The 20158-nt window shown below is 42.5% G+C and carries 20 protein-coding genes and 3 tRNA genes; 15 read left to right on the top strand and 8 right to left on the bottom strand.

Translation table 11 applies throughout. From position 1 onward, the window contains the following. Positions 1-1062, bottom strand: a complete 1062-nt coding sequence (locus FHW88_RS05105) for a helix-turn-helix transcriptional regulator (RefSeq protein WP_176623649.1) — start codon at positions 1060-1062, stop codon at positions 1-3. 304 nt (positions 1063-1366) lie between these two features. On the opposite strand from FHW88_RS05105, the gene FHW88_RS05100 reads away from it, so the two are divergent. The 4 genes from FHW88_RS05100 to FHW88_RS05085 all read left to right on the top strand — a co-directional run bounded on the left by FHW88_RS05100 (position 1367) and on the right by FHW88_RS05085 (position 5609). Beyond that, on the top strand, positions 1367-2821 hold the full coding sequence (locus FHW88_RS05100) for an RtcB family protein (protein ID WP_176623647.1): 1455 nt from the start codon (positions 1367-1369) through the stop codon (positions 2819-2821). 86 nt (positions 2822-2907) lie between these two features. Then, a complete protein-coding gene (locus FHW88_RS05095) occupies positions 2908-3966 on the top strand; it encodes a hypothetical protein (protein ID WP_176623645.1) in 1059 nt (352 codons plus the stop codon). A gap of 92 nt (positions 3967-4058) precedes the next feature. Then, entirely contained in the window at positions 4059-4838 is a 780-nt protein-coding gene (locus FHW88_RS05090; protein WP_176623643.1) for a hypothetical protein, read from the top strand. A 27-nt stretch (positions 4839-4865) separates the two neighbouring features. Further along, the gene (locus tag FHW88_RS05085) at positions 4866-5609 is read left to right on the top strand and encodes an AAA family ATPase (RefSeq protein ID WP_176623641.1); all 744 of its coding nucleotides are present in this window, start codon (positions 4866-4868) and stop codon (positions 5607-5609) included. Positions 5610-5629: 20 nt separating this feature from the next. Here the strand turns inward: FHW88_RS05085 and FHW88_RS05080 are convergent, their stop codons facing one another. After that, positions 5630-6223, bottom strand: coding sequence for a dihydrofolate reductase family protein (locus FHW88_RS05080; protein WP_176623639.1), 594 nt, complete (start codon positions 6221-6223; stop codon positions 5630-5632). Positions 6224-6402: 179 nt separating this feature from the next. Next, the gene (locus tag FHW88_RS05075; RefSeq protein WP_176623637.1) at positions 6403-6912 is read right to left on the bottom strand and encodes a hypothetical protein; all 510 of its coding nucleotides are present in this window, start codon (positions 6910-6912) and stop codon (positions 6403-6405) included. 285 nt (positions 6913-7197) lie between these two features. Here FHW88_RS05075 and FHW88_RS05070 point away from each other — a divergent pair, with 285 nt between their 5' ends. The 4 genes from FHW88_RS05070 to FHW88_RS05055 all read left to right on the top strand — a co-directional run bounded on the left by FHW88_RS05070 (position 7198) and on the right by FHW88_RS05055 (position 11266). After that, positions 7198-7800 (top strand): NUDIX hydrolase N-terminal domain-containing protein, encoded by a 603-nt coding sequence (locus FHW88_RS05070; RefSeq protein ID WP_176623634.1) that lies wholly within the window; start codon positions 7198-7200, stop codon positions 7798-7800. A gap of 233 nt (positions 7801-8033) precedes the next feature. After that, complete coding sequence (locus FHW88_RS05065; RefSeq protein WP_176623632.1) at positions 8034-8213, top strand: hypothetical protein; 180 nt, start codon at positions 8034-8036, stop codon at positions 8211-8213. 83 nt (positions 8214-8296) lie between these two features. Beyond that, positions 8297-9736 (top strand): tetratricopeptide repeat protein, encoded by a 1440-nt coding sequence (locus FHW88_RS05060; protein ID WP_176623630.1) that lies wholly within the window; start codon positions 8297-8299, stop codon positions 9734-9736. A 393-nt stretch (positions 9737-10129) separates the two neighbouring features. Next, the gene (locus tag FHW88_RS05055) at positions 10130-11266 is read left to right on the top strand and encodes a glycoside hydrolase family 76 protein (protein ID WP_176623628.1); all 1137 of its coding nucleotides are present in this window, start codon (positions 10130-10132) and stop codon (positions 11264-11266) included. A gap of 85 nt (positions 11267-11351) precedes the next feature. Here FHW88_RS05055 and FHW88_RS05050 read toward each other — a convergent pair whose 3' ends face one another. Further along, the gene (locus FHW88_RS05050; RefSeq protein ID WP_090524273.1) at positions 11352-11687 is read right to left on the bottom strand and encodes a hypothetical protein; all 336 of its coding nucleotides are present in this window, start codon (positions 11685-11687) and stop codon (positions 11352-11354) included. Between the two features lie 162 nt (positions 11688-11849). Here FHW88_RS05050 and FHW88_RS05045 point away from each other — a divergent pair, with 162 nt between their 5' ends. Beyond that, the gene (locus FHW88_RS05045; RefSeq protein WP_112652139.1) at positions 11850-12005 is read left to right on the top strand and encodes a lmo0937 family membrane protein; all 156 of its coding nucleotides are present in this window, start codon (positions 11850-11852) and stop codon (positions 12003-12005) included. Between the two features lie 124 nt (positions 12006-12129). Then, positions 12130-12450, top strand: a complete 321-nt coding sequence (locus tag FHW88_RS05040; RefSeq protein ID WP_176623626.1) for a hypothetical protein — start codon at positions 12130-12132, stop codon at positions 12448-12450. Here FHW88_RS05040 and FHW88_RS05035 read toward each other — a convergent pair whose 3' ends face one another. Next, positions 12451-13137 (bottom strand): DUF2461 domain-containing protein, encoded by a 687-nt coding sequence (locus tag FHW88_RS05035; protein WP_176623624.1) that lies wholly within the window; start codon positions 13135-13137, stop codon positions 12451-12453. A 191-nt stretch (positions 13138-13328) separates the two neighbouring features. Between FHW88_RS05035 and FHW88_RS05030 the strand changes: the two genes are divergently transcribed. Further along, entirely contained in the window at positions 13329-14120 is a 792-nt protein-coding gene (locus FHW88_RS05030) for an NIPSNAP family protein (protein WP_176623622.1), read from the top strand. A 107-nt stretch (positions 14121-14227) separates the two neighbouring features. Next, entirely contained in the window at positions 14228-14392 is a 165-nt protein-coding gene (locus FHW88_RS05025; RefSeq protein WP_176623620.1) for a hypothetical protein, read from the top strand. A gap of 331 nt (positions 14393-14723) precedes the next feature. Here the strand turns inward: FHW88_RS05025 and FHW88_RS05020 are convergent. The 3 genes from FHW88_RS05020 to FHW88_RS05010 all read right to left on the bottom strand — a co-directional run bounded on the left by FHW88_RS05020 (position 14724) and on the right by FHW88_RS05010 (position 14963). Next, a tRNA-Cys gene (locus FHW88_RS05020) sits at positions 14724-14797 on the bottom strand. A gap of 6 nt (positions 14798-14803) precedes the next feature. Further along, positions 14804-14876 (bottom strand) — tRNA-Ile (locus FHW88_RS05015). A 13-nt stretch (positions 14877-14889) separates the two neighbouring features. After that, a tRNA-Pro gene (locus FHW88_RS05010) sits at positions 14890-14963 on the bottom strand. Between the two features lie 728 nt (positions 14964-15691). On the opposite strand from FHW88_RS05010, the gene FHW88_RS05005 reads away from it, so the two are divergent. The 3 genes from FHW88_RS05005 to FHW88_RS04995 all read left to right on the top strand — a co-directional run bounded on the left by FHW88_RS05005 (position 15692) and on the right by FHW88_RS04995 (position 19948). Next, the gene (locus tag FHW88_RS05005) at positions 15692-17263 is read left to right on the top strand and encodes a TROVE domain-containing protein (RefSeq protein WP_176623618.1); all 1572 of its coding nucleotides are present in this window, start codon (positions 15692-15694) and stop codon (positions 17261-17263) included. Positions 17264-18119: 856 nt separating this feature from the next. Continuing rightward, positions 18120-18872 (top strand): DNA polymerase beta superfamily protein, encoded by a 753-nt coding sequence (locus FHW88_RS05000; protein WP_176623616.1) that lies wholly within the window; start codon positions 18120-18122, stop codon positions 18870-18872. Then, a complete protein-coding gene (locus tag FHW88_RS04995; protein WP_176623614.1) occupies positions 18872-19948 on the top strand; it encodes a DNA polymerase beta superfamily protein in 1077 nt (358 codons plus the stop codon). The genes FHW88_RS05000 and FHW88_RS04995 overlap by 1 nt, the downstream gene beginning before the upstream one ends. The last annotated feature ends 210 nt before the right edge of the window (positions 19949-20158 follow it).

Below are 20158 nucleotides of genomic sequence, written 5' to 3'. Positions count from 1 at the left end.
TCACGAATTTAACAAATTGCTCAAATTACCTCCTTGCGGGATGGGGCTATCCCCAGCATAATGCTCCAGTGATTTTCGGTATAGATCATTCATTTGTTTAACCAGGATCCGCGGACCAAGCACTTTCAGTTTAGGCCCGAAACCGAGCAATTCCCGTTCAAGCTCAAAATTCAAAACCACTTTTATGCTGAATATTGTCCCATCTACTGTAACCTGCAGTATCTTTTGGGTGTGATGTAAAGGTTTCGTAACAACATAAGGAGCGTTTTTATCATCTACCCAAAAAGTAACCTCAACATCGCGCTGTCCCGCGGATTTAGTTACGCCTAATACATCATTATAATAAGTAGCCAGGTTAACCTGTGTATTTTCAATATAATTATCAGCGTGTACTTCGACAGTCTGAATCCTGTCAAGCGCCAGTGTAAGCAATTGTTTATTTCCTACATTCTTTACTCCCAGCATAAACCAGCGGTTACGGTACTCCTTCAGCAAATAAGCGCTGAAGCAAAATGTACTGGCCTCCCTTGCTTTGAATGACTGATAGCTAACACACAACGTATTCTTGCTTACAATAGCCTTGCGGATAATCTCAATCCATTCCAATCCCTTCAAGTTATCGTTCTTTTCAAAATCAACCACTGGCACACTGTGTGTTTTCTGGCTGTAGATCTTGTCTTCCAGTTTGGTTACCATTTCGTTAAGGTCGGCAAAATGCCCCAGGCCTTTAAACTGCCCCAGCAAACCGGCTACCTCGCTAAGCACCTGCATGTCCTGGTTATTGAGGGGGATGTTATTGATGCTGTAATTCTTGTCGGAGTAGGTGTAATACTTTTTATCAACCACTACAATAGGCGCTTCGTACCCCAGCTTATTACTGCGCATCATTTCAATATCGGCCTGTACGGTGCGGCGGCTTACCCCGCTGTCTATCCCCTGGTATTCGTACAAAGCTTCGGAGCAAGCTTCAATCAGATCATTAAGTGTCCACTGCCGGCGGCGGTTTTGCAGGCAGCTATCAATGGTTCGGTAGCGGATAAGGGCATTGCGGTTTACGGGCATATTTTGATTGGGATTTAGGATGTTTGTCAACACCCGTCATTGCGAGGTACGAAGCAATCCCAAACTTTACAGGGAGATCTGCATAGCTGCTCTACCTATTGGGGATTGCTTCGTACCTCGCAATGACGGTCTTAATAATGAATAGCGGATTAAATACCAACTCCTCATTTTTTTTATAATATTATTAAATTATTTTTTACTGCGCAAATACATTGCGCAGTTGCAATTTTACTTTGTATCGTTAAATAACAAAAGCAGCTAATTAAGAAACCCCTCCGCCAATTGGCGGAGGTTCAGGAGCGCTATGGAAAAGATAAAAATAAGCAACAACGAATTAACCTCATTAGGTATTAACGACGTAAAGATATTAGAGAACTTTAGCCGTGTGGCCAATGGCCTGTTAAAACACGGTGTAATGGATAAGGAGCAGATCCTGGCCAACCTGGAGGCCCTTATTGACGACCCGATGCCTTACGCCCTTAAAAAAGGCGGTAAGTTCAAGAACCTGGCCGAAGCGGTAATCGACTTACGAAAAGAAGGGAAATTTTTGAAACAGCCGCGAACCAACTTCGCACTGAAACAGGAAATTGCCGATTTCCCGGTTTACGGCCTTGAGCATATTGAAGTGGGTGCGCTTGCGCAGATGAAAACCGCGGTTAAATTACCCATAGCCGTAGCAGGCGCTTTAATGCCCGATGCGCACCAGGGTTACGGCTTGCCTATTGGCGGTGTTCTGGCTACAACTGCCAATACCATCATCCCCTTTGCAGTTGGAGTAGATATTGCATGCCGGATGTGTTTGAGCATTTTTGATTTGCCTGCCGGTGTAGTTGATACCGAAACCGACATGCTTAAAGGGCTTTTGCTTGATCATACCAACTTCGGCATTGGCGGGGTTACCAAAACGCATTTTGATACCTCGTTGTTCGACAGCCCTGTATGGAGCGAAACCAAGACAATCCGGAACCTGAAGAATAAGGCTTATGCCCAATTGGGAACGTCCGGTACGGGTAACCACTTTGTTGAATGGGGTGAGCTTACCGTTGCCGAAGGCGCTCTTGAGGGCATCCCGGCTGGTAGTTACCTCGCTTTATTGTCGCACTCAGGTTCGCGCGGATTTGGTGGGAGCATTGCCGATCATTATTCAAAAATTGCTATGAGCAAAACCAAGCTTCCGCAGGAAGCCAAACATTTGGCATGGTTAAATTTAGATAACGACGAGGGGCAGGAATACTGGATTGCCATGAACCTGGCCGGCGATTATGCCAGTGCCAATCACCATGAGATCCATAACAAAATTGCCCGTGCGCTTAACCTTAAACCGGTTATGATGATAGAAAACCATCACAACTTTGCCTGGAAAGAGCAGCTTGCCGATGGTACCGAAGTAATAGTGCACCGAAAAGGCGCTACACCGGCAGGTGAAGGTGTACTGGGGATCATCCCGGGCAGCATGAGCACCCCTGGCTTTGTGGTACGCGGTAAAGGCGATGCTGCTTCTATCAATTCAGCCTCACACGGTGCAGGCCGTTTAATGAGCCGAAGCGCAGCCTTCAAAACTGTCGACCCGAAAGCAGTTGCCGCTAACCTGGTAGATAAACGCATCACCCTGATGGGAAGCGATTTGGACGAAGCGCCGATGGTGTACAAGGATATCCATGCTGTAATGGCCGCCCAGCACGATCTGGTTGATGTATTGGCCAGCTTTCAGCCGAGGATAGTACGGATGGCTGATGCGAAGGAGAAGCCGGAGGATTGAGCTTATGCTTATAGGCGAAAGGAAGGAAATTAGATTAAAGAACATCATTTACGGTTTTATAAACTATTAAATCATATAAGAAGAATATGTTACTCATAGAAAAAGGGGATAAGGTAAGGCTACCCAAGAGATATCATGCCGTTAATAACATCTGTGCTTATATATACGATCACTTAACCGAAGTACTAAGTGATCCTTACTATTCACAAATGAGTCAAACTACATTTGAATTCGGGGAAGACGAAGAATTTCAACAAATCGTTAAACAAAGCAAAGTTCATATTATCGACGCGCTAAAAACGGCCAACAAAAAAGCTGAATTAGAAACTGTCCTAACCAAACATTTGGTTATGTCCATCGTCTCTGATATGACAAACTTCATTTATGAGTCCATCAAGATAGCTCAAAAAGGCAAAATGAGCGTTGCATTTGCTTTGGTTAGAAAGCCCTTTACCGATCAACTTCTAATTCTTGAACAAATTCTGATAGATAAAACAGACTTTATCAACCGTTTTTTTCACAATGGAAATCCACAAGATTATGATCCAAGTTCCAATAAACTTGATAAAGCTATGATTATTGAAGCTGCTATACTAAAACTTAGATTCCCGATATTTCAACCTAAATTTATTCATGAACTCAGATACGACAAAAGTTCTAAATTAAGTATCAATTGGATATCCAATCATGCACTACACATAGTCACTAATGACAAAGATTATAAAACCGAAAATCAAAATTTAAATTTTGTTTTTTCTGTTCCTGAAGATATAGAGAGCTACTGGCATCACTTTTTTTTAGCAATACCAATTCTCTTAATATACACTTCGTCAATAGTAGATAAGATTATTTTTGAAATAATTGACGACAAAGATAATCGAAAAGAGTTAAGACAGTTACAGAGACTAATAGGACTGATGATGTCGTTTGAGCGGGTGCAAAAAAGCCGAATGTCAACATCTCTTTTTAGCATAATTTCCAAAGCAATAGTTACCGAATGTGGAATTTGTAAGCATAAAAACCGTTTTAAAAAACACGATTTTAAATTATTTTTCTATCAAGAAATCTTTTTATGTAGCAAGTGCTTCAATCCTATTAAATTGCATGAAGATGGTATAAAGAACTTAAGCAAAATTCTGGGATAAATCGTATCTCGCAATCCGTGGTCTCTGACTACGGATTAGCAATGTCTGTAGACTGTGTCTATAGGCATAAACAAATAAAACCCAATCTTTAAATGTCACTCACACCGCAACCCTACAACCGCCTCCTTGAAGTATTTTATTTCGGGCTAAAATGGGGACTTGTTATTAAAGCCGATGTTGTAAAGTGGTCAGATGATATCATCATGGCTGCTGAGGAAGATCTGGATTACTTTTTCATCGAGCTTTCAATGAGTAAAAACGTCAATGAGGTAATGGAACTTATCGAAAGTGTAGTAAATAAAAATACAGATCCAATTGTTGGTCGTGTATTCCTTGGCTTAACATATCGTCAACTCGAAGATAATATTATAGAGTTGCAAAAAGTATGTGCTATCATGGATAATATAGCTTTACTTAATACGCTGACCGATTACGAAAATGATTCTTTATATCAATTGGCCGATGAATTACAGGAGGCACTTCAATCAGGACAGCTTGAATATGTGCGTACTGAAACATTAGAATTTTTAGTTCTATACGAAGATTTCGTGCTTAATAATTATCATGAATGGCCTGCAATAAATCAACAAGTTGAAACCCATGTATTCAACATGACCCAACAGATTGAAGATGAGAATGAAGCATACGAGGATGCTCAAAAGCGTACCGCTGCCATGCACAAATTTACTATCAAAATGGTGTTATATATGCTAATATTGGGAGCTGAAACTGTAATTATTACCAAACCCAATTTAGAATATAAATTCAATAAAGATCTGTATGCCTTATCATTGCTGGTATTTGGCATCGCGATGTGCTACCCCGTAGTATGGATAATATATCGCAGCCTAATTAAGCTATTCCGAGTATAATCTATCATTCCCTATCTTTACCCTACCATGGAAGCCAAACCTTTTCTCCAGGAGATCCAACTGAAACGCGATACGGTACCATCTTTTGATGCCTATCCATTTCACATCCCTTCCATCAGGAGCCTAAAGTCATTAAAGTTCCATCGTGATGTTACTTTTATCATTGGCGAAAATGGTTCGGGGAAATCAACGCTGGTAGAAGCTATCGCTTTGCATATGGGTTTCAGTATCGAGGGAGGCTCAAAAAACGCGCAGTTTCAAACGCATAATAATTCGTCGCAACTTTTCAATTATTTAACCGGTATAAAAAGCTACAAAAAGCCAACCGATCATTTCTTTCTTCGGGCCGAAAGCTTTTATAACGTAGCCACCTATATGGAAAACGTTTATGAAAACGACAAAGGCAGGTTTGAACGGCAATACGGAGTAAGGTCGCTTCACGAATGCTCACACGGCGAATCGTTCATGGCTACGCTAACCAACAGGCTTACCGGCAACGGGCTTTACATATTCGATGAGCCCGAGGCCGCCTTATCGCCAAACAGGCAAATGGCGGCACTCTCGCTCATCAATACGCTTGTGAATGAAAATTCACAGTTCATTATAGCCACCCACTCCCCCATTTTATTAGCCTACCCGGGCGCAACCATTTACCAGTTAGACGATTCGGGCATAAAACAGATTCGTTACGAAGAAACGGAGCATTATATGGTTACCAAACATTTCCTGAATAATTATGAGGAAATGACGCGGATCCTTTTTGGGGAATGAGCAACTCCCTCCAAAATCTTTTAAGCTCCCATATTACCGGTCTTAACCTCCCCGGCGCGTTTGTAATTAACAAAGACCACTCCGCTTGGTGTAACGGTGCTTTCTGTTACCTCCAAAGTCGTAGGCATGGTGTCCTCACTGAATATGGTTTTCCCTTTGCCAAGCAGTACCGGGTATATTTTAAGCCAAAGCTCGTCTACCAAATCATGTTTCAGTAACAGCTTAACCAATTCTCCGCTGCCCCAAACTTTGATGTCCGAACCTTCTGAATCTTTCAGTTTTTTAATATCATCTACACTTGTAAGAAACACGCTGTTGTTCCAATCGGATTTATCCTTTGTATTGGACAATACGTATTTGGTTACATCATTGATACCTGGCCAGTAATCTGCATGTTTAGGCCAATACTCCTCAAAAATATCGAACGTTTTCCGGCCCAGCAGAATGTCTGTGGCTTCCATCTGCTGCTGCATGAGTTTACCAGAAACCTCATCCATAAAAGGTGCCGACCAGCCGCCATATTTAAAACTGCCTGACTGATCTTCTTCCGGGCCACCCGGTGCCTGCATTACGCCATCTAAAGACATGAATGTTAAAACGATTATCTTTCTCATAAGATTTACCTCCCAAAGTGGTTGATGTTTAAAATTTGTTTTTTATTATGATACAAATCTCAGCAATAAGGCAATAATGCCTGCGGTGTATATGCGACCAATGATAGGGTGAATGCGACGGGGAAAAGTTATAAAAAAGAAAACTGCAGGATGAGAGTTTATAAATGGAAACCCAGGCTTTAAAACCAGCTTTTAAGTTTACCTGTCATTTTATCCTCTCCAGGTAGTTCAGTCTTACCGCAGATCAATCTGTCAATTCTGGCAGCAATATCGTCAGCTACACCTCCATGTCTAACCAAATTAAGAATCCAATTAGCACCACATAACCAAAGAAATGCAGCTATGCCCACCCACCATGGGCCGCCATTTACTAACATGAAGACTTCCATAGCAGTCGACATTATCGATGTAACAATAAATAACTCTCGCATATTAATTTGATAATCGAGAAACCAGCTATTGTTTTTATAAATCAAATAAAAGATCCCGTTGTCGACACTACCAAATAATGAACCTCTCCAATTGGATGTCGACCCCTTATAGCAAACAGTCAGGTCTTGCACTACAATGTTATCTGCCTTGTCTTCTAATATGCTATTTTTTATACATTGTAATATCTGTTCCTTGTTATCAGGTGTTATTATGGCTTTTAGAGGTCTATCAAAGTGAACAGAAAAAGGGAAGGTCATTTGCAACAAACTTTATATAAAGATAGGCTTTTTTGCGACCCCGGAGAGACTCGAACTCTCGACCCAATAGTTAAAAAGTATTTATGATCATCCAAGATATCATTAACATGTGCTCCCGACGAGATTAGAACTCGTGCATCCCTGACGGCTGCCTGGAGAAGTGAACATTAGAAATTCATGGTATTCTAAATTACAAAATTCTTTCCGTCTGTAAATACTTAACCAATGATTTTATAATTTCTTTACCCCGGTTATATCAGCTGTTAACTATATTGCAGGCACTATATGAAAAAGAACTATATCGACCTGCTTGAAAACATCTATGCCCTGGCGCAAACCGGTATCAGGTATACCAAAAGCCCTTTCGATATGGAGCGCTATCAAAAGCTGTTGGATATAGCCACACAGGAGTACAGCGAATTTACCGGCCTGGAAACCGAAGTTTTAAAAGAACGCTTTCGCAAAGACCTGGGATATGCCACACCAAAAGTGGGCGTTAACGGCATCTTGTTTGATGACAATGGCCGCCTGCTGGTTGAACATCGCAGCGACGATTTTTTGTGGGGATTGCCCGGCGGCTGGGTTGATATTGGCGAAGACCCGGAAACAGCCATGAAACGTGAGTTTTGGGAAGAGGCCCGGCTAATTGTTGAACCGGTTGAGATCATTAAATTCTTCGCTGTCCCCGCCGGACAGTTTCAGCAGCCCCATAGTTCGGTAGTGGTGCTTTATTTATGCAAATACGTTAGCGGCAATATCGAAACATCCATAGAAAGCCTCGAAATAAAATTTGTCGATCCGGCCGAAATAACCATCTGGCATAAAAACCACGGGGAGTATGTAAAAGAGGCCTTACTTCATCGAAAAAAAGCCCTGTCGCAAGTGTAAATAAATTTGTTTCGGTCACTTCTATTTTATCCACTCCTTTATGAGCTGACGGTTTCGTTTTTTCAGTCTCATTTAATATACTTTCCGCAAAACCGGCAACTATCCGCATAAAACGACACAGCATTTCACATAATGCGTAAAGATTTGACCATCAGTAAAATATAAATGTATATTTATATACCTGCTCGTTTAGCAATTAACTGAACTCAAACTGATTTTTAAACATTAAAGCCATGAGTACATCAACCAAAGCATTCGACAAAAACACCTCTATGGGTTTTAGGGACAAAAATACCTCAATGGGATTTGCTGATAATGAAACGGGCCTTGAGCCCGAAGACGAAGCCGCCGACGGATTTGTAGCTTCGCCCGACCCGGATAATGCAGCTGAAGAACCTTCGATGGATAATTAGGAAACTGTTTTATCCGGCTGGTACCATTGCCCTGTATATCTATCCCCTTCCTAAAATGGGGGCTTTGTTTTATTTTATAATTTATGCTAAACCACATACTAAAGGGAATGGTTTGCGTATGCCTTTTAACCGGCATCGCCACGGATACCTATGCTCAAAAAAACATATTAAATCGGTTAAGATCAGAAGCGGCCCGGCATAAAAATGATACCGCGGGTGTTGAACCATTACGCCAATTAAGCTTACAATTGCAGGCCACCCGGCCTGATAGCGCGCTGATTTATGCGCAGCAGGGGCTTGAGCTGGCCCGCAAATTCTCGTTCAAAAAAGGCGAGGCCGATTGCATGAACCGCCTGGGTGTGGTTTTATGGAAAAATGGCAAGTATGACCAGGCACTTTCTTTTTTACTCAACTCACTAAAAATACGCGAAGAAATTAACGACCGTTTGGGTATTTTAAAAAGTCTCAGCGATATAGGCATCGTTTACTCCGACCAATTGGATAACGTAAAAGCCCTATCCTACCATTTTAAGGCTAAAGCTGTTGCTGAAGAACTGCATGAAACAGCGCGCCTGGGGATTATTCTGGCCAATATCGGCAACTGCTACATCAAGCTTAACAAGGTTGATTCGGCTTTAAACTATGAGATGCAGGCTTATGCCATAAAGCAAACCCTGAAAGATACGGCTACCATGTCTAACACCTTATCCATTTTAGGCGACATTAACTATAAAATGGGACACACCGCCCTGGCGCTTGATTATTACCGGGTGAGTATAAGTTATGCTGCAAAAGTAAACGACCAAAACAGCCTTGCCGACAGCTATAACAGCGTAGCACAACTCTATAAGCAAAAAGGTATGGCCGATTCAAGCATCCATTATGCAACGTTGGCCCTTAATGCCGCAAAAGCCGCGCTATATCCCGAGGGGATTTTTCATGCCAGCAACCTGCTTACCGATGTATACCGGGGCAAAAATGAGCACCTTGAACTGCTTTATTTAAAAACCGCCCTCGCCGCCAAAGACAGTATGTTCAATGCGGAAAAAATTAAGCAGATCCAAACCTTAAGTTTTAACGAAGCAGCCCGGCAGGAAGAAATTGCCGAAGAAAAGCACCGCGAAGAAGAGGCCCGGATAATTAATCTGCAAATGGTAGGCATAGCTGTTTTTATCCCCACATTTTTCCTGGTGGTGTTGCTGCTGAGCAAAAGCCGTACCCACCGCAAGGTGATTGAGTTTATGAGTGTGTTATGCCTGCTGCTGGCTTTTGAATTTCTAACCCTGTTTATTCATCCTTTTGTGCAGCGCCTCAGTAACCATTTACCCGTACTTGAACTGGTGATCCTGGTATGCCTGGCCTCCGTGCTGGTACCATTCCATCATAAGCTTACACACTTCATGCATGAGCGGCTGGTACACGGGCATAAGCCTCAGCTTCCGACGGCCGCCGCGGCGGTACCTTCGCCAGAGAAAAAGGAAAATAAACCACCTGCCGCAAAACGTAAACCCGCGCAAGGGTAAGATAAAACGACATCTCCACAGTATACAGAGCGTTCTTGTCCCCTCAGGGTCTCTCGCAGAGGACCCTGAGGTATTCGCCGTGCAGATCACTCAGCTTTTAACCACAAAAAACAGCAATTTCAATAAACGTTTGCTTTGCCGCCGTCTTAGCAAATGGGGTGTTGAAACAAGTTCAACATGACGAAGTTTATTATGTCTTACGTAAAAACGCCCCCCTAACCGGTTAAAATCACGGTTAAAAATTGGGTTAATGATTTTTTGTTGGTTAAAACCTTAGTTAGCACACATTTTTTGGCCTATAATTGCCCTGTAAGTGATCAATTAACCAATAATTAAAAACCTTATTACACTACCAACCATAGCCAAACCCGTTACCAACCAACATTTATAATTATGAAAAAACCTATCTGCTTTTTAGTCCTAAGTTTGTTTATTACAATAGTAAGCTGCAGTAAGGGCAAAGAAGTAACACCCGCTGCATCGAAGCCTGATACAAATACGACTACCCCAACCGATAATAGTACCGGTTTTAGCAGCGCCGATGCCGATCTTGCCTATACAGCATTCAATAACGCCTTTTACGATTCAAATAATAAACTATATTTCAGCACCACTAAAAAAGATGGCGTTGCAGCTATATGGACGCAGGCTATTTACTGGGATATGGCCATGAATGTTTATGAGCGTACCAAAACCCCTGCACAGCTTACCCGCATTGGCGATATATACCAGGGTAATTATAATCATTACGATGGCTACAACTGGAACAACACCACCGTTTGGTTTATTTATGACGATATGATGTGGTGGGTTATTGCCCTGGCGCGCGCCAACCAGCTTACCGGCAATGCCACTTATCTTGAAAAAGCAAAATCCGGGTTCGACAGGGTTTGGAACGGCTCTTATGACCCTATAGATGGCGGCATGTTCTGGGATTTTCAGCACAGCGGAAAAAACTCATGTATCAACTTCCCTACCGTTATAGCAGCTATGAAATTGTATAATATCACTAAGGATGTCTCTTATCTTAATAAGGCCAAGTCTATCTATGCCTGGTCGAAAACTAATTTGGTGGATGCATCGGGCAAAGTGAACGATAACAAAATAGGCAACAACCCTCCGGGTGGTCAGGACTATACCTATAATTCTGGTACCGCTATTGGTGCAACCATGGCCTTATACAAACAAACCAACAATGCAGCTTACCTTAACGACGCCAAACTATATGCCGATTATGTAAAAAACAATATGTGCACCAACGGTATATTACCTGCCGAAGGGGATTTTAACGAACAGGGTGTTCTGAAAGCTATTTTCGCGCAATATATAGTGCAACTGATCAACGAGGGTGCCCAGAGTCAATACCTGAGCTGGATCCAAACCAACGTTAACACCGGCTGGAAAAACCGCGATGGCAGGAACCTTACTTATCGTAATTACGCCGTGCCTACCCCAACCGGCGATATTCAATCATATGAGGCCAGCAGCATTGTAACTTTTATGCAGTTGATACCTCCAACTAAGAAATAAGCATTACGCTCTGCTATTTCCCACAAAACACGAATGCGCTAAAAATCATTTAGCGCATTCGCGTTTGTCCGCGTTTATACATAATTTAAATAATCCACAATTGCGGCGTATCCCTGAAATGATTGATCTCCTCAATCACTTCCAATACCTCATCGGGCGATAGCTCATTTTCGCCGTCGGCAACGTAACTAAAAACTTTTCCGGGTTGCTCAAAAGTAATATACCCCAGGTAATCGGGATTATTCTTTTTATTTACCTGCAAAAGCTTATCAGGCTGGTTAAGCTTGCCTAAAGTTGATTTATCGCGGCGATAAATACTATAAGTATAGGTTAACACCGGGTGACCGTCTGCATGTGCATCACTGTCCGGTATTATAAGAAGAGTTAAATTTTTAGCTATAGTAATAAAGAATGGTTTCATATGTAGCGTTAAGTGCAGCATCAAGATATAGCAAGAGGGATGCCATAATCCTTATTTCGATAAAATTAATTTACTTTCAATATAAATAATATTTTTCAATAAAGATTGAATTATGGCACGATTTTTAAAGTGTTATATATAACAAACTAAATACATCAAACTATGAGATCACTATTGTATATCATCGCAGTTATCCTGATAATAGGATGGGCGATCAGTGTGTTTGCCTATTCGGCAACAGGTTTAATCCATGCTTTATTGGTAATTGCCGTAATTTCATTTTTACTTGGCATTATCAGAAGCCCTTCAACAGTTTAAAAACTATTTTTCTATAAGAAAACAGAACGCGGGCTGCAAGCCCGCGTTTATTGTTTTGGGATTTAGCTAAAAATGTCACACAAACTTTAATAACGTTTGTAGTGTTATTATAAGTTTTACTACGATGACATTAAGCGACGAAGAATTCAGGGAAGAATATAAACCACTGCACATCCCTTCACATTTTGATCCACTGGATACCCAGCAAAATAAAGCCATATATGCGCTGGCGCAAATTGGCGAAGGTACGGCAGACAGTGTACTGAAAGAACTGGAAACCCTGCAGCCCGGCATTGTGAACGAACAGGTCGCCGCACTGGTTAAAACCACTCTTATCAGCCTTTATAATAAAGGTCTTATTAAAGGCGAAGAACATAACGGGCAAATGCATTACAACCTCAGCAAGATCACCGAGGCTAATGACGGCTCAACAAGGCACGAATAGTTAATCTTCCTCGCCGTTTACATTTGCAGTGAGCACATCGCTCATATAATCAAAAAAGGGGCGCATATTTTTAAAAGTATCAGAAGCCTTTATGATGAAATCCGGGCGTAAAGCCTCCTCATCTGTAAAGCGCCGTCTTACTAAAAACTGTTTGTAACGCAGCAGCTCAATAGCTTCATGATCTGCAGCATAACCTTTGGGTGCGGTTTTCAGCTGTTCGCCTTCCAAAACACCAAAAGTTTTTGTAAACTCCTTACTGCCGATGATTTGCTTCAACGGCGAGGCATCAAAAGCGATATCGTCGCGGATCCGCTTAAGATCGGGCGTATCCGGGGCCCAAAAGCCACCTGCTATAAATGTATTGCCCGGTTCCAGGTGAAAATAATAACCACCGCGGCGATGCTTTCCCGCCCGTTTAAAATTCCCGCTCCAGTTAGTTTTAAAAGGCGTTTTATCTTTTGAAAAACGGATATCGCGGTAGATGCGGTGCAGGGCCTTTTTTGCGCTGGGCGTTTCGATAACATCATGCGTATTGAGCAGGTTCAGTAGCCCGACAGTAAAAGCCTCCACCAGTTCAAGCTGCTGTTGATATGCCTCTTTATGTTGGGCAAACCAGTCGCGGTTATTGTTCTGTTTCAGTTGCCTCATAAAATCAAAAGTGGAGGCGGGTAGTATTAGCTGGCTCATAATTAAAAATAATCTGCAAAAAGCAGGAAAGCCAAATTAGAGAAATTTGCAGGCTGTCCAAAATCGAATCCGCCTGCACTGTTTAATAATACATTCGGATGATGCTTAAGCACCGGATTTCCCCTCAAAACAAAAATGTGACACTTGTTTTTTGCCGAAAAACCTATCTTAGCCAAACAATCAAACCTGCTATGAAAAGGCGCTCCTTTGTTAAATCAACCCTGTTAACCGGTGTAACCGCAACTGTTTTACCTGCCATGAGCAAAGCTACAGAAACTTCCCCCAAAGCTGCCGAATACTATGAACTAAGGGTATACAACCTTAAAAATCCGGAACAGCAAAAACTGGTAGAGGATTTCCTGAAAGATACTGCTATACCGGCCTTCAACCGGTTAGGTGTAAAACATGTAGGGGTATTTACCGAAATGAAGCCCGAAGGCCAAACCAGGCTTTTTGTGCTGGTGCAGTTTAACAGTCTTGCCCATTTCGCAGCAGTGGCCGATAGTTTCGCCGGCGATCCAGAACTGCAGGCCAAAGGCGCTGCTTATCTTAATGCCCCGGCCGCTGCCCCGGCTTATGAACGGATAGAAAGCTCTTTGTTAAAAGCGTTTGTACACATGCCGCACTTGGAAGCACCCGAAAATAAAACGAGGATCTTTGAGTTGAGGCAGTATCAAAGCGCAACTGAAGCCGCAGGTAAAAAGAAAATTGAAATGTTTAATGATGAAGGCGAAATAGATGTGTTTAAACGCCTCGGTTTCAAGCCCGTTTTTTGGGGTGAAACCGTAATAGGTTCACAAAGGCCTAATCTTACCTATATGATCACCTTTGATGACCTTGATGCCAAGAATGCTCACTGGAAAGCTTTTGGTAGTGATCCGCAATGGAAAAAAATCAGCGCTATGCCCGAATATGCCGATGCGCTGCTGGTGAGCAAAATAACGTCAACTATGCTGATGCCAACAACTTACTCACAGATTTAATTTTTTACAGACTTACGAAGTTTTGGAAACTTCGTAAGTCTTGCTTATCAACGGCCTTTTCGAATTTCATCATACAGCTTATTTTTCATAAATTTATTAGCCACGATATGGAGGCAAACAGGCAAACACTCAGTGAGGCCGAGATTGAACTTCTGAAAGAAGGCTTGAAACGAGGTTATAAAGAGCGTTTTCAAATGGCCACCCGTTTGTACAAGATACAACAAACCATGAGCAAGACTTCGATAGTACATAAACCAGTTATCAGCAAATAATCTGTGGATGTATTTGACGAGGAAATATTAAGCCTTTCCAAAACCATATTCCCCCTTAATTTCTCTACTGCCTGTCTCAACATTTGTTTTAAATAGATATTGCCTTAATTAAGATCAAAAGCCCCTGGTTTTGAGAAAGGCCAAAGGTGCGCAATTCTTATTGAGACTTATAACTTCCATCAACCATCACAGAAGCCAAGAAATACTCAGCATATATCATAAAAAATACTATTAAATAAGTAAAAACAATAGTTATCCATACCCGGCTCTGCGCCGGGATTATGAAAGTTAAGGCCCGGGCGTAATGCTATTACGCAGGCAAAAATAAAAGAGGCCGGTACAAGATTCGAACTTGCGGACATTCCTTTTGCAGAGGACTCCCTTGAACCACTCGGGCAACCGGCCATGTTGTGGAAATAAAAGGACTTGAACCTTTAACCGACACCGTATAAGGGTGCTGCTCTTACCATTGAGCTATATTTCCAGCTGTAAATCAGTAGGGTAACCCGAACTTGAACCGGGAGCCTCCACATCCCAAATGTGGTAATCTGACCAATTGATATACTACCCTGTAAAGCAAAAAATCCCCTTAGTTTTTATCTAAGAGGATTTTTTAATGTTGTTATATACTTACTATATATACACAGCTATCTCCTCTGATAAATCAGTATGGGTGATGGACACTGTATACATATTGTTGTTTTCATGATGCAATTATACAAACAATATTTAAATTAAAAAATAATTATGAAAAATATTTTTTTTTGAATTACCCCAAGCTCCGCGTTAGCGATAGTAGCGGATACCGGCCAATGTGGCTAATACCTGTGCAGTATGAGCGTATAGCGCGGGCCGCAGGTAACGCCATAATTGATTTCGGATTTGGAATTTTTGGAATTTTCGGTTTCGGATTTGTTTATATCATCTCCCAATTAAGGGATTAAGATCTTTTTCAATTAGTTTAGCATTCAGTCAATTCTCAAATTATGTAAATTCTGATTCGGACAATGGCGTTGCCTACGGCCCGGGCTTTCCGTTGCAAGTCCTCGCCTTTCCGACCCACAATTCACCCCTCGCTGTGGGCTTTACACTACAATCCCTAACGCTGGCTTGCGCACCGAAAGTTGAAAACCTAAAATATTCTTCGTTTATGCCCACTTTTTTAAGGTTGTAAGAAGCTAACAACTGCCCAGCGTAATAATAAATTCAAAAAAAATAAAAATATTTTTCACTGCGCAAATACACTGCGCAGTAGCCTCTAACCTTTGTATCAACAAAACAAAATAAAGGAGGTTCAAAATGAAATTCAACCTGTTAAGCAGAGTAAAAACCAAAACGGTAAACCATGAAGGTGCAAAAGCCTTTACCATGAGTGCCGAACTGGAATTGTACACCACGGTAGTAACCTGGAGCTTAAACGACACCTTTTATGAAAAAGACCAGGCACGTATGGAGCGCCTGCGTAATTTGATAGCTAAATGCAACCCGGTATTTGTTGGTAAACTGGCAGTTTATGCACGTACCAAAATGTATATGCGTTCGGTACCGCTGGTGCTGGTTACCGAATTGGCTAAGCTGCACTCGGGCAACGATCTGGTTGCCCGGGTTACCGACGGGGTTATCGGTCGCGCAGATGAGATCACCGAGCTGCTGGCCTGCTACGAAACATTAAACCAGCGTAAGGGCACTAAAAAGCTCAACCGCTTGTCAAAGCAAATGCAAAAAGGTTTATCACAGGCTTTTAACCGCTTTGACGAATACCAGTTTGCTAAATATAACCGCGATGGCGCTATTAAAATGCGCGACGCTTTGTTCCTGGTGCACCCACGTGCTAAAGATGAGCTGCAGCAGTTGATCTTTAACAAGATAGCCACAAACGAGCTGCAAACGCCTTACACTTGGGAAACAGAACTCTCGGCCCTTGGTCAGCTGAATTTTGACAGTGCTGAAGCAAAAGCAATAGCGTTCCGCGCCAAATGGGAAGAACTGATTGATAGCGGTAAAGTTGGCTATATGGCCTTGCTGCGTAACCTGCGCAATATACAGGATGCAGGCGTAAGCTATGCACACTTTAAAAAAGTATGCGCAACCATTGCCGACGGCGAACAGGTGGCTAAAGCCAAACAGTTTCCATTCCGCTACCTGGCTGCTTACCGTGAGCTGATAACGCCAACCTCGGCGGTGCAAAACATTGCAAGGGCAGCCAAAGCAGCTATAACTGGCAACAAAGGCTACACCGGAGAACTGCTGGATGCATTGGAAAAAGCGGTACAGGCAAGCGCAGCCAATATCAGGGGTTTTGATGAAAATACCCGTGTATTGCTGGCCTGCGACGTGTCCGGATCCATGCAGCAACCGATCTCGGCTAAGTCAAAAGTACTATTGTACGATATTGGTTTAATGCTGGCGATGCTGCTGCAATCGCGTTGTAAAAATGTGGAGGTAGGTATGTTTGGTGACCGCTGGAAGACCATTACTGTACCACGCGGCAACATTTTGGGCAACGTGCAGGAGTTTTATCGCCGCGAAGGTGAAGTGGGTTACTCTACCAATGGTTACCTGGTTATCCATGACCTGAGTACCCGCCGCGTACAAATGGATAAGGTAATGTTATTTACCGATTGCCAATTGTGGAACAGTAACGGAGGTAGCAACCATATCCAGGAGCAGTGGGTTTACTACAAACAACACATTGCACCACAGGCAAAACTGTACCTGTTTGACCTGGCGGGCTATGGACAGGTACCTTTGCAGTTACTGCAAAACGATGTGCATTTAATTGCAGGCTGGAGCGATAAAGTTTTTGATGTGTTAGCAGCAATTGAAAACGGGAGCTCGGCGCTGAACATTATTAACAATATAGATTTATAAACGTGCAGGGAGGCTAACATCCCTGCATTTAAAAAATAAAGATGCCGTAGGCAAGGGTTACTTCGCAGCCAATAATGGGGAGGGCATTGTGGCGAAAGCCGTGATGGAGGTTCGAGTCCTCGCATGCAAGTCCCCTAAGTCTCTTGCCGACCTTTGCTCTTTATAAAAGGAGGTGTCGTAAATAAGTAATACTTCGTCACGGACCCGTTGTCGGGCTTGTCTACGAGCGGGAGAAAAAGAGACTTATTGATTTTTACCCTCCTTTAAAATATTGAAAATAAATAAGGTGCCGTAAATGTGCGCTACTTCGTGTCGCCGGTTCGAGCCCGGCTTCCGGAGCAACCCGGAGTAGCTCAGTTGGTTAGAGCAGAAAACAGCATTGCTGAACGTATGTTGACAGTAGCCCTTATTTTTAAAATGAACAACAGGTTAAAGTGCCGTAAATAAGTATTACTTCGCTTTTTAACCCCAGGGTCGCCGGTAAAAATCCGGCCTTTAGCCGCAAGCTAAGGTAGCTCAGACAGTTTGGAGCATGGGACGACTGAACCACTTGTTAGCCATTGCCTTTGGCCTGTTGTTCATAAATTTCTTTTACCTAAACCTGTTGCAATCAGGAATAAAGATGCCGTTGGTAAGCGTTACTTCGCCTGTCAAGCCAAGCGCTACCATTCATCGCTCTTTACTCCCTGATTTTAAACAAAAAAACTTCACCCTTCGGGGGTAAGTAATGAAAGATGCCGTAAGTGGGTGCTACTTCGATGGTTGAAAACATGTAGCAATACATGAGTGCCGGTTCGAATCCGGAATACACCTGCTACCTGTAGCTCTTTCATTTTTTACTTTAACATTAAATCTCATGACTGAAACTATATTACAAAAGCTGCTTGAAGTGGAGCAGTCTGAAAACATAAAAATACTTTACGCCTGTGAGTCCGGAAGCCGGGCCTGGGGCTTTGCCTCGCCCGATAGTGATTTTGATGTGCGTTTTATATACGCCCGTCCTGTAAACTATTACCTCGGCATAACAGATATGCCCGATTTTATAGATCTACCGATAAATGATGTATTGGATATACGAGGCTGGGATATACGCAAGGTGCTGAAGCTATTCCTGAAATCAAACATATCATTGTTTGAATGGATACAATCGCCCATAGTTTACCGGGAAGGCAGTGATTTTACCGTTGACATAAGAAGCGTAATGCCGGAATATTTTTCACCAAGGGCATCAGCTAATCACTATTCATCATTGGTTTTTAACACCTTACGTGATGATCTGCAGGGCAGCGAAGTAAAACTGAAACGTTACTTTTATGCTCTAAGATCAACATTGGCCTGTCTTTGGATAGTGGACCGCAAAACAGTGCCGCCAATGGAGTTTAGTAAATTGAGACGTTTGATAAGCGACACACATTTTCAGGATACCGTAGATTACCTGCTTGTTCAGAAGCAAATGGCCGATGAAAAAACGTTGATACAACCGGTACCGCTATTGCAAACCTGGCTGGAGGATACGCTTGCTTATTGCCAGCAGCAGCTACCGCTGCTTCCTTCAGACAGAAAACAGCCGGATGAATTGAACCAATTGTTCAGAAAATATATACTGTAATGACCTTTGATGATCTGCAACAAAACCCGAAACTGCTCCTGCTTGATTGTATCAGCGGGAGCACTGCTTATAATCTCAACGTTAAAGGCTCAGATACGGACAAGAAAGGTATCTTTATCATGCCTCAAAAGCAATTGTATGGCTTTACCCAAACCGATCAGGTTGCCAATAATACTAACGATGAGGTTTATTTTGAAATCAGGCGTTTTCTGGAACTGCTTACCAAAAACAACCCCAACATACTGGAGTTGTTAAGCACACCCGGCCAATTTGTATTGTACCGCCACCCGTTGATGGACTTTATAAAGCCGGAAGATTTTCTGTCGAAACTTTGTCTGGATACCTTTGCAGGTTATGCACATTCGCAAATAAAAAAGGCCCGCGGTTTAAACAAAAAGATCAACAAACCAATAGACGAGGCGCGTAAGACAGTGCTGGATTTTTGTTATGTGATCCATGATAATGGCAGTGTTACGCTAAAGGAATGGCTTCAGGTAAACAACTTTCAGCAGCAGCAATGCGGCCTGGTAAACCTGGATCATTTCAGGGATGTATACCTGCTTTATCACCAAAAACAATTGAAAGCAGGCTACTTCAGGGGAATAATATCTGGTGCCGACTCTGATGATGTACAACTGAGTCCGGTACCCGAAGGAGTAGAACATCTAGCGGTGATGAACTTTAATAAAGATGGCTATTCGGTATACTGTAAAGAGTATAAGGAGTACCGCGAATGGGAAGCAAAGAGAAATGAGGCCCGCTATCAAAGCACGTTATCGCACGGCAAAAGCTACGATGCCAAAAACATGATGCACACTTTTCGCCTGCTCAATATGGCCGGAGAAATAGCACAATACGGCCAGGTAATCGTAAACCGGCCGGACAGGGATTTCCTGCTAAAAATCCGCAACGGCGAGTTTAAATTTGATGAACTGATGAATATGGTTGACGAAAAAATGGAGCAAATCAATGAACTCTATCGAACCTCTACCCTGCCCAACAAACCGGACCTGCAAAAAGCTGAAGCTATCTTATTGCAAATAAGAGCTGAATTTTATGAAGACAGCCCGCTATAGTCCACTGCCATATTACATGTAAAAGCTGTTTAAAACATGGAAGCACGAAACGATCCCGATTTGCAAACCGCTTTGTAGAGTTTGGCATTGCTTCGTGCCCAGCAATAACGTTTCTTTGGCATGTTGCAATCGTGAGCTATCCTTCAATAAACACAAAAGGGCCTTCCAATGCGGAAAGCCCTTTTTTAACTCCGAAATCGGAAATCCGAA

This window comes from Mucilaginibacter sp. SG538B (assembly GCF_013376065.1).
Lineage (GTDB): Bacteria > Bacteroidota > Bacteroidia > Sphingobacteriales > Sphingobacteriaceae > Mucilaginibacter > Mucilaginibacter rubeus.
Note: the sequence above shows the minus strand (reverse complement) of the source record. Positions and strands in the feature narration are given on the sequence as shown.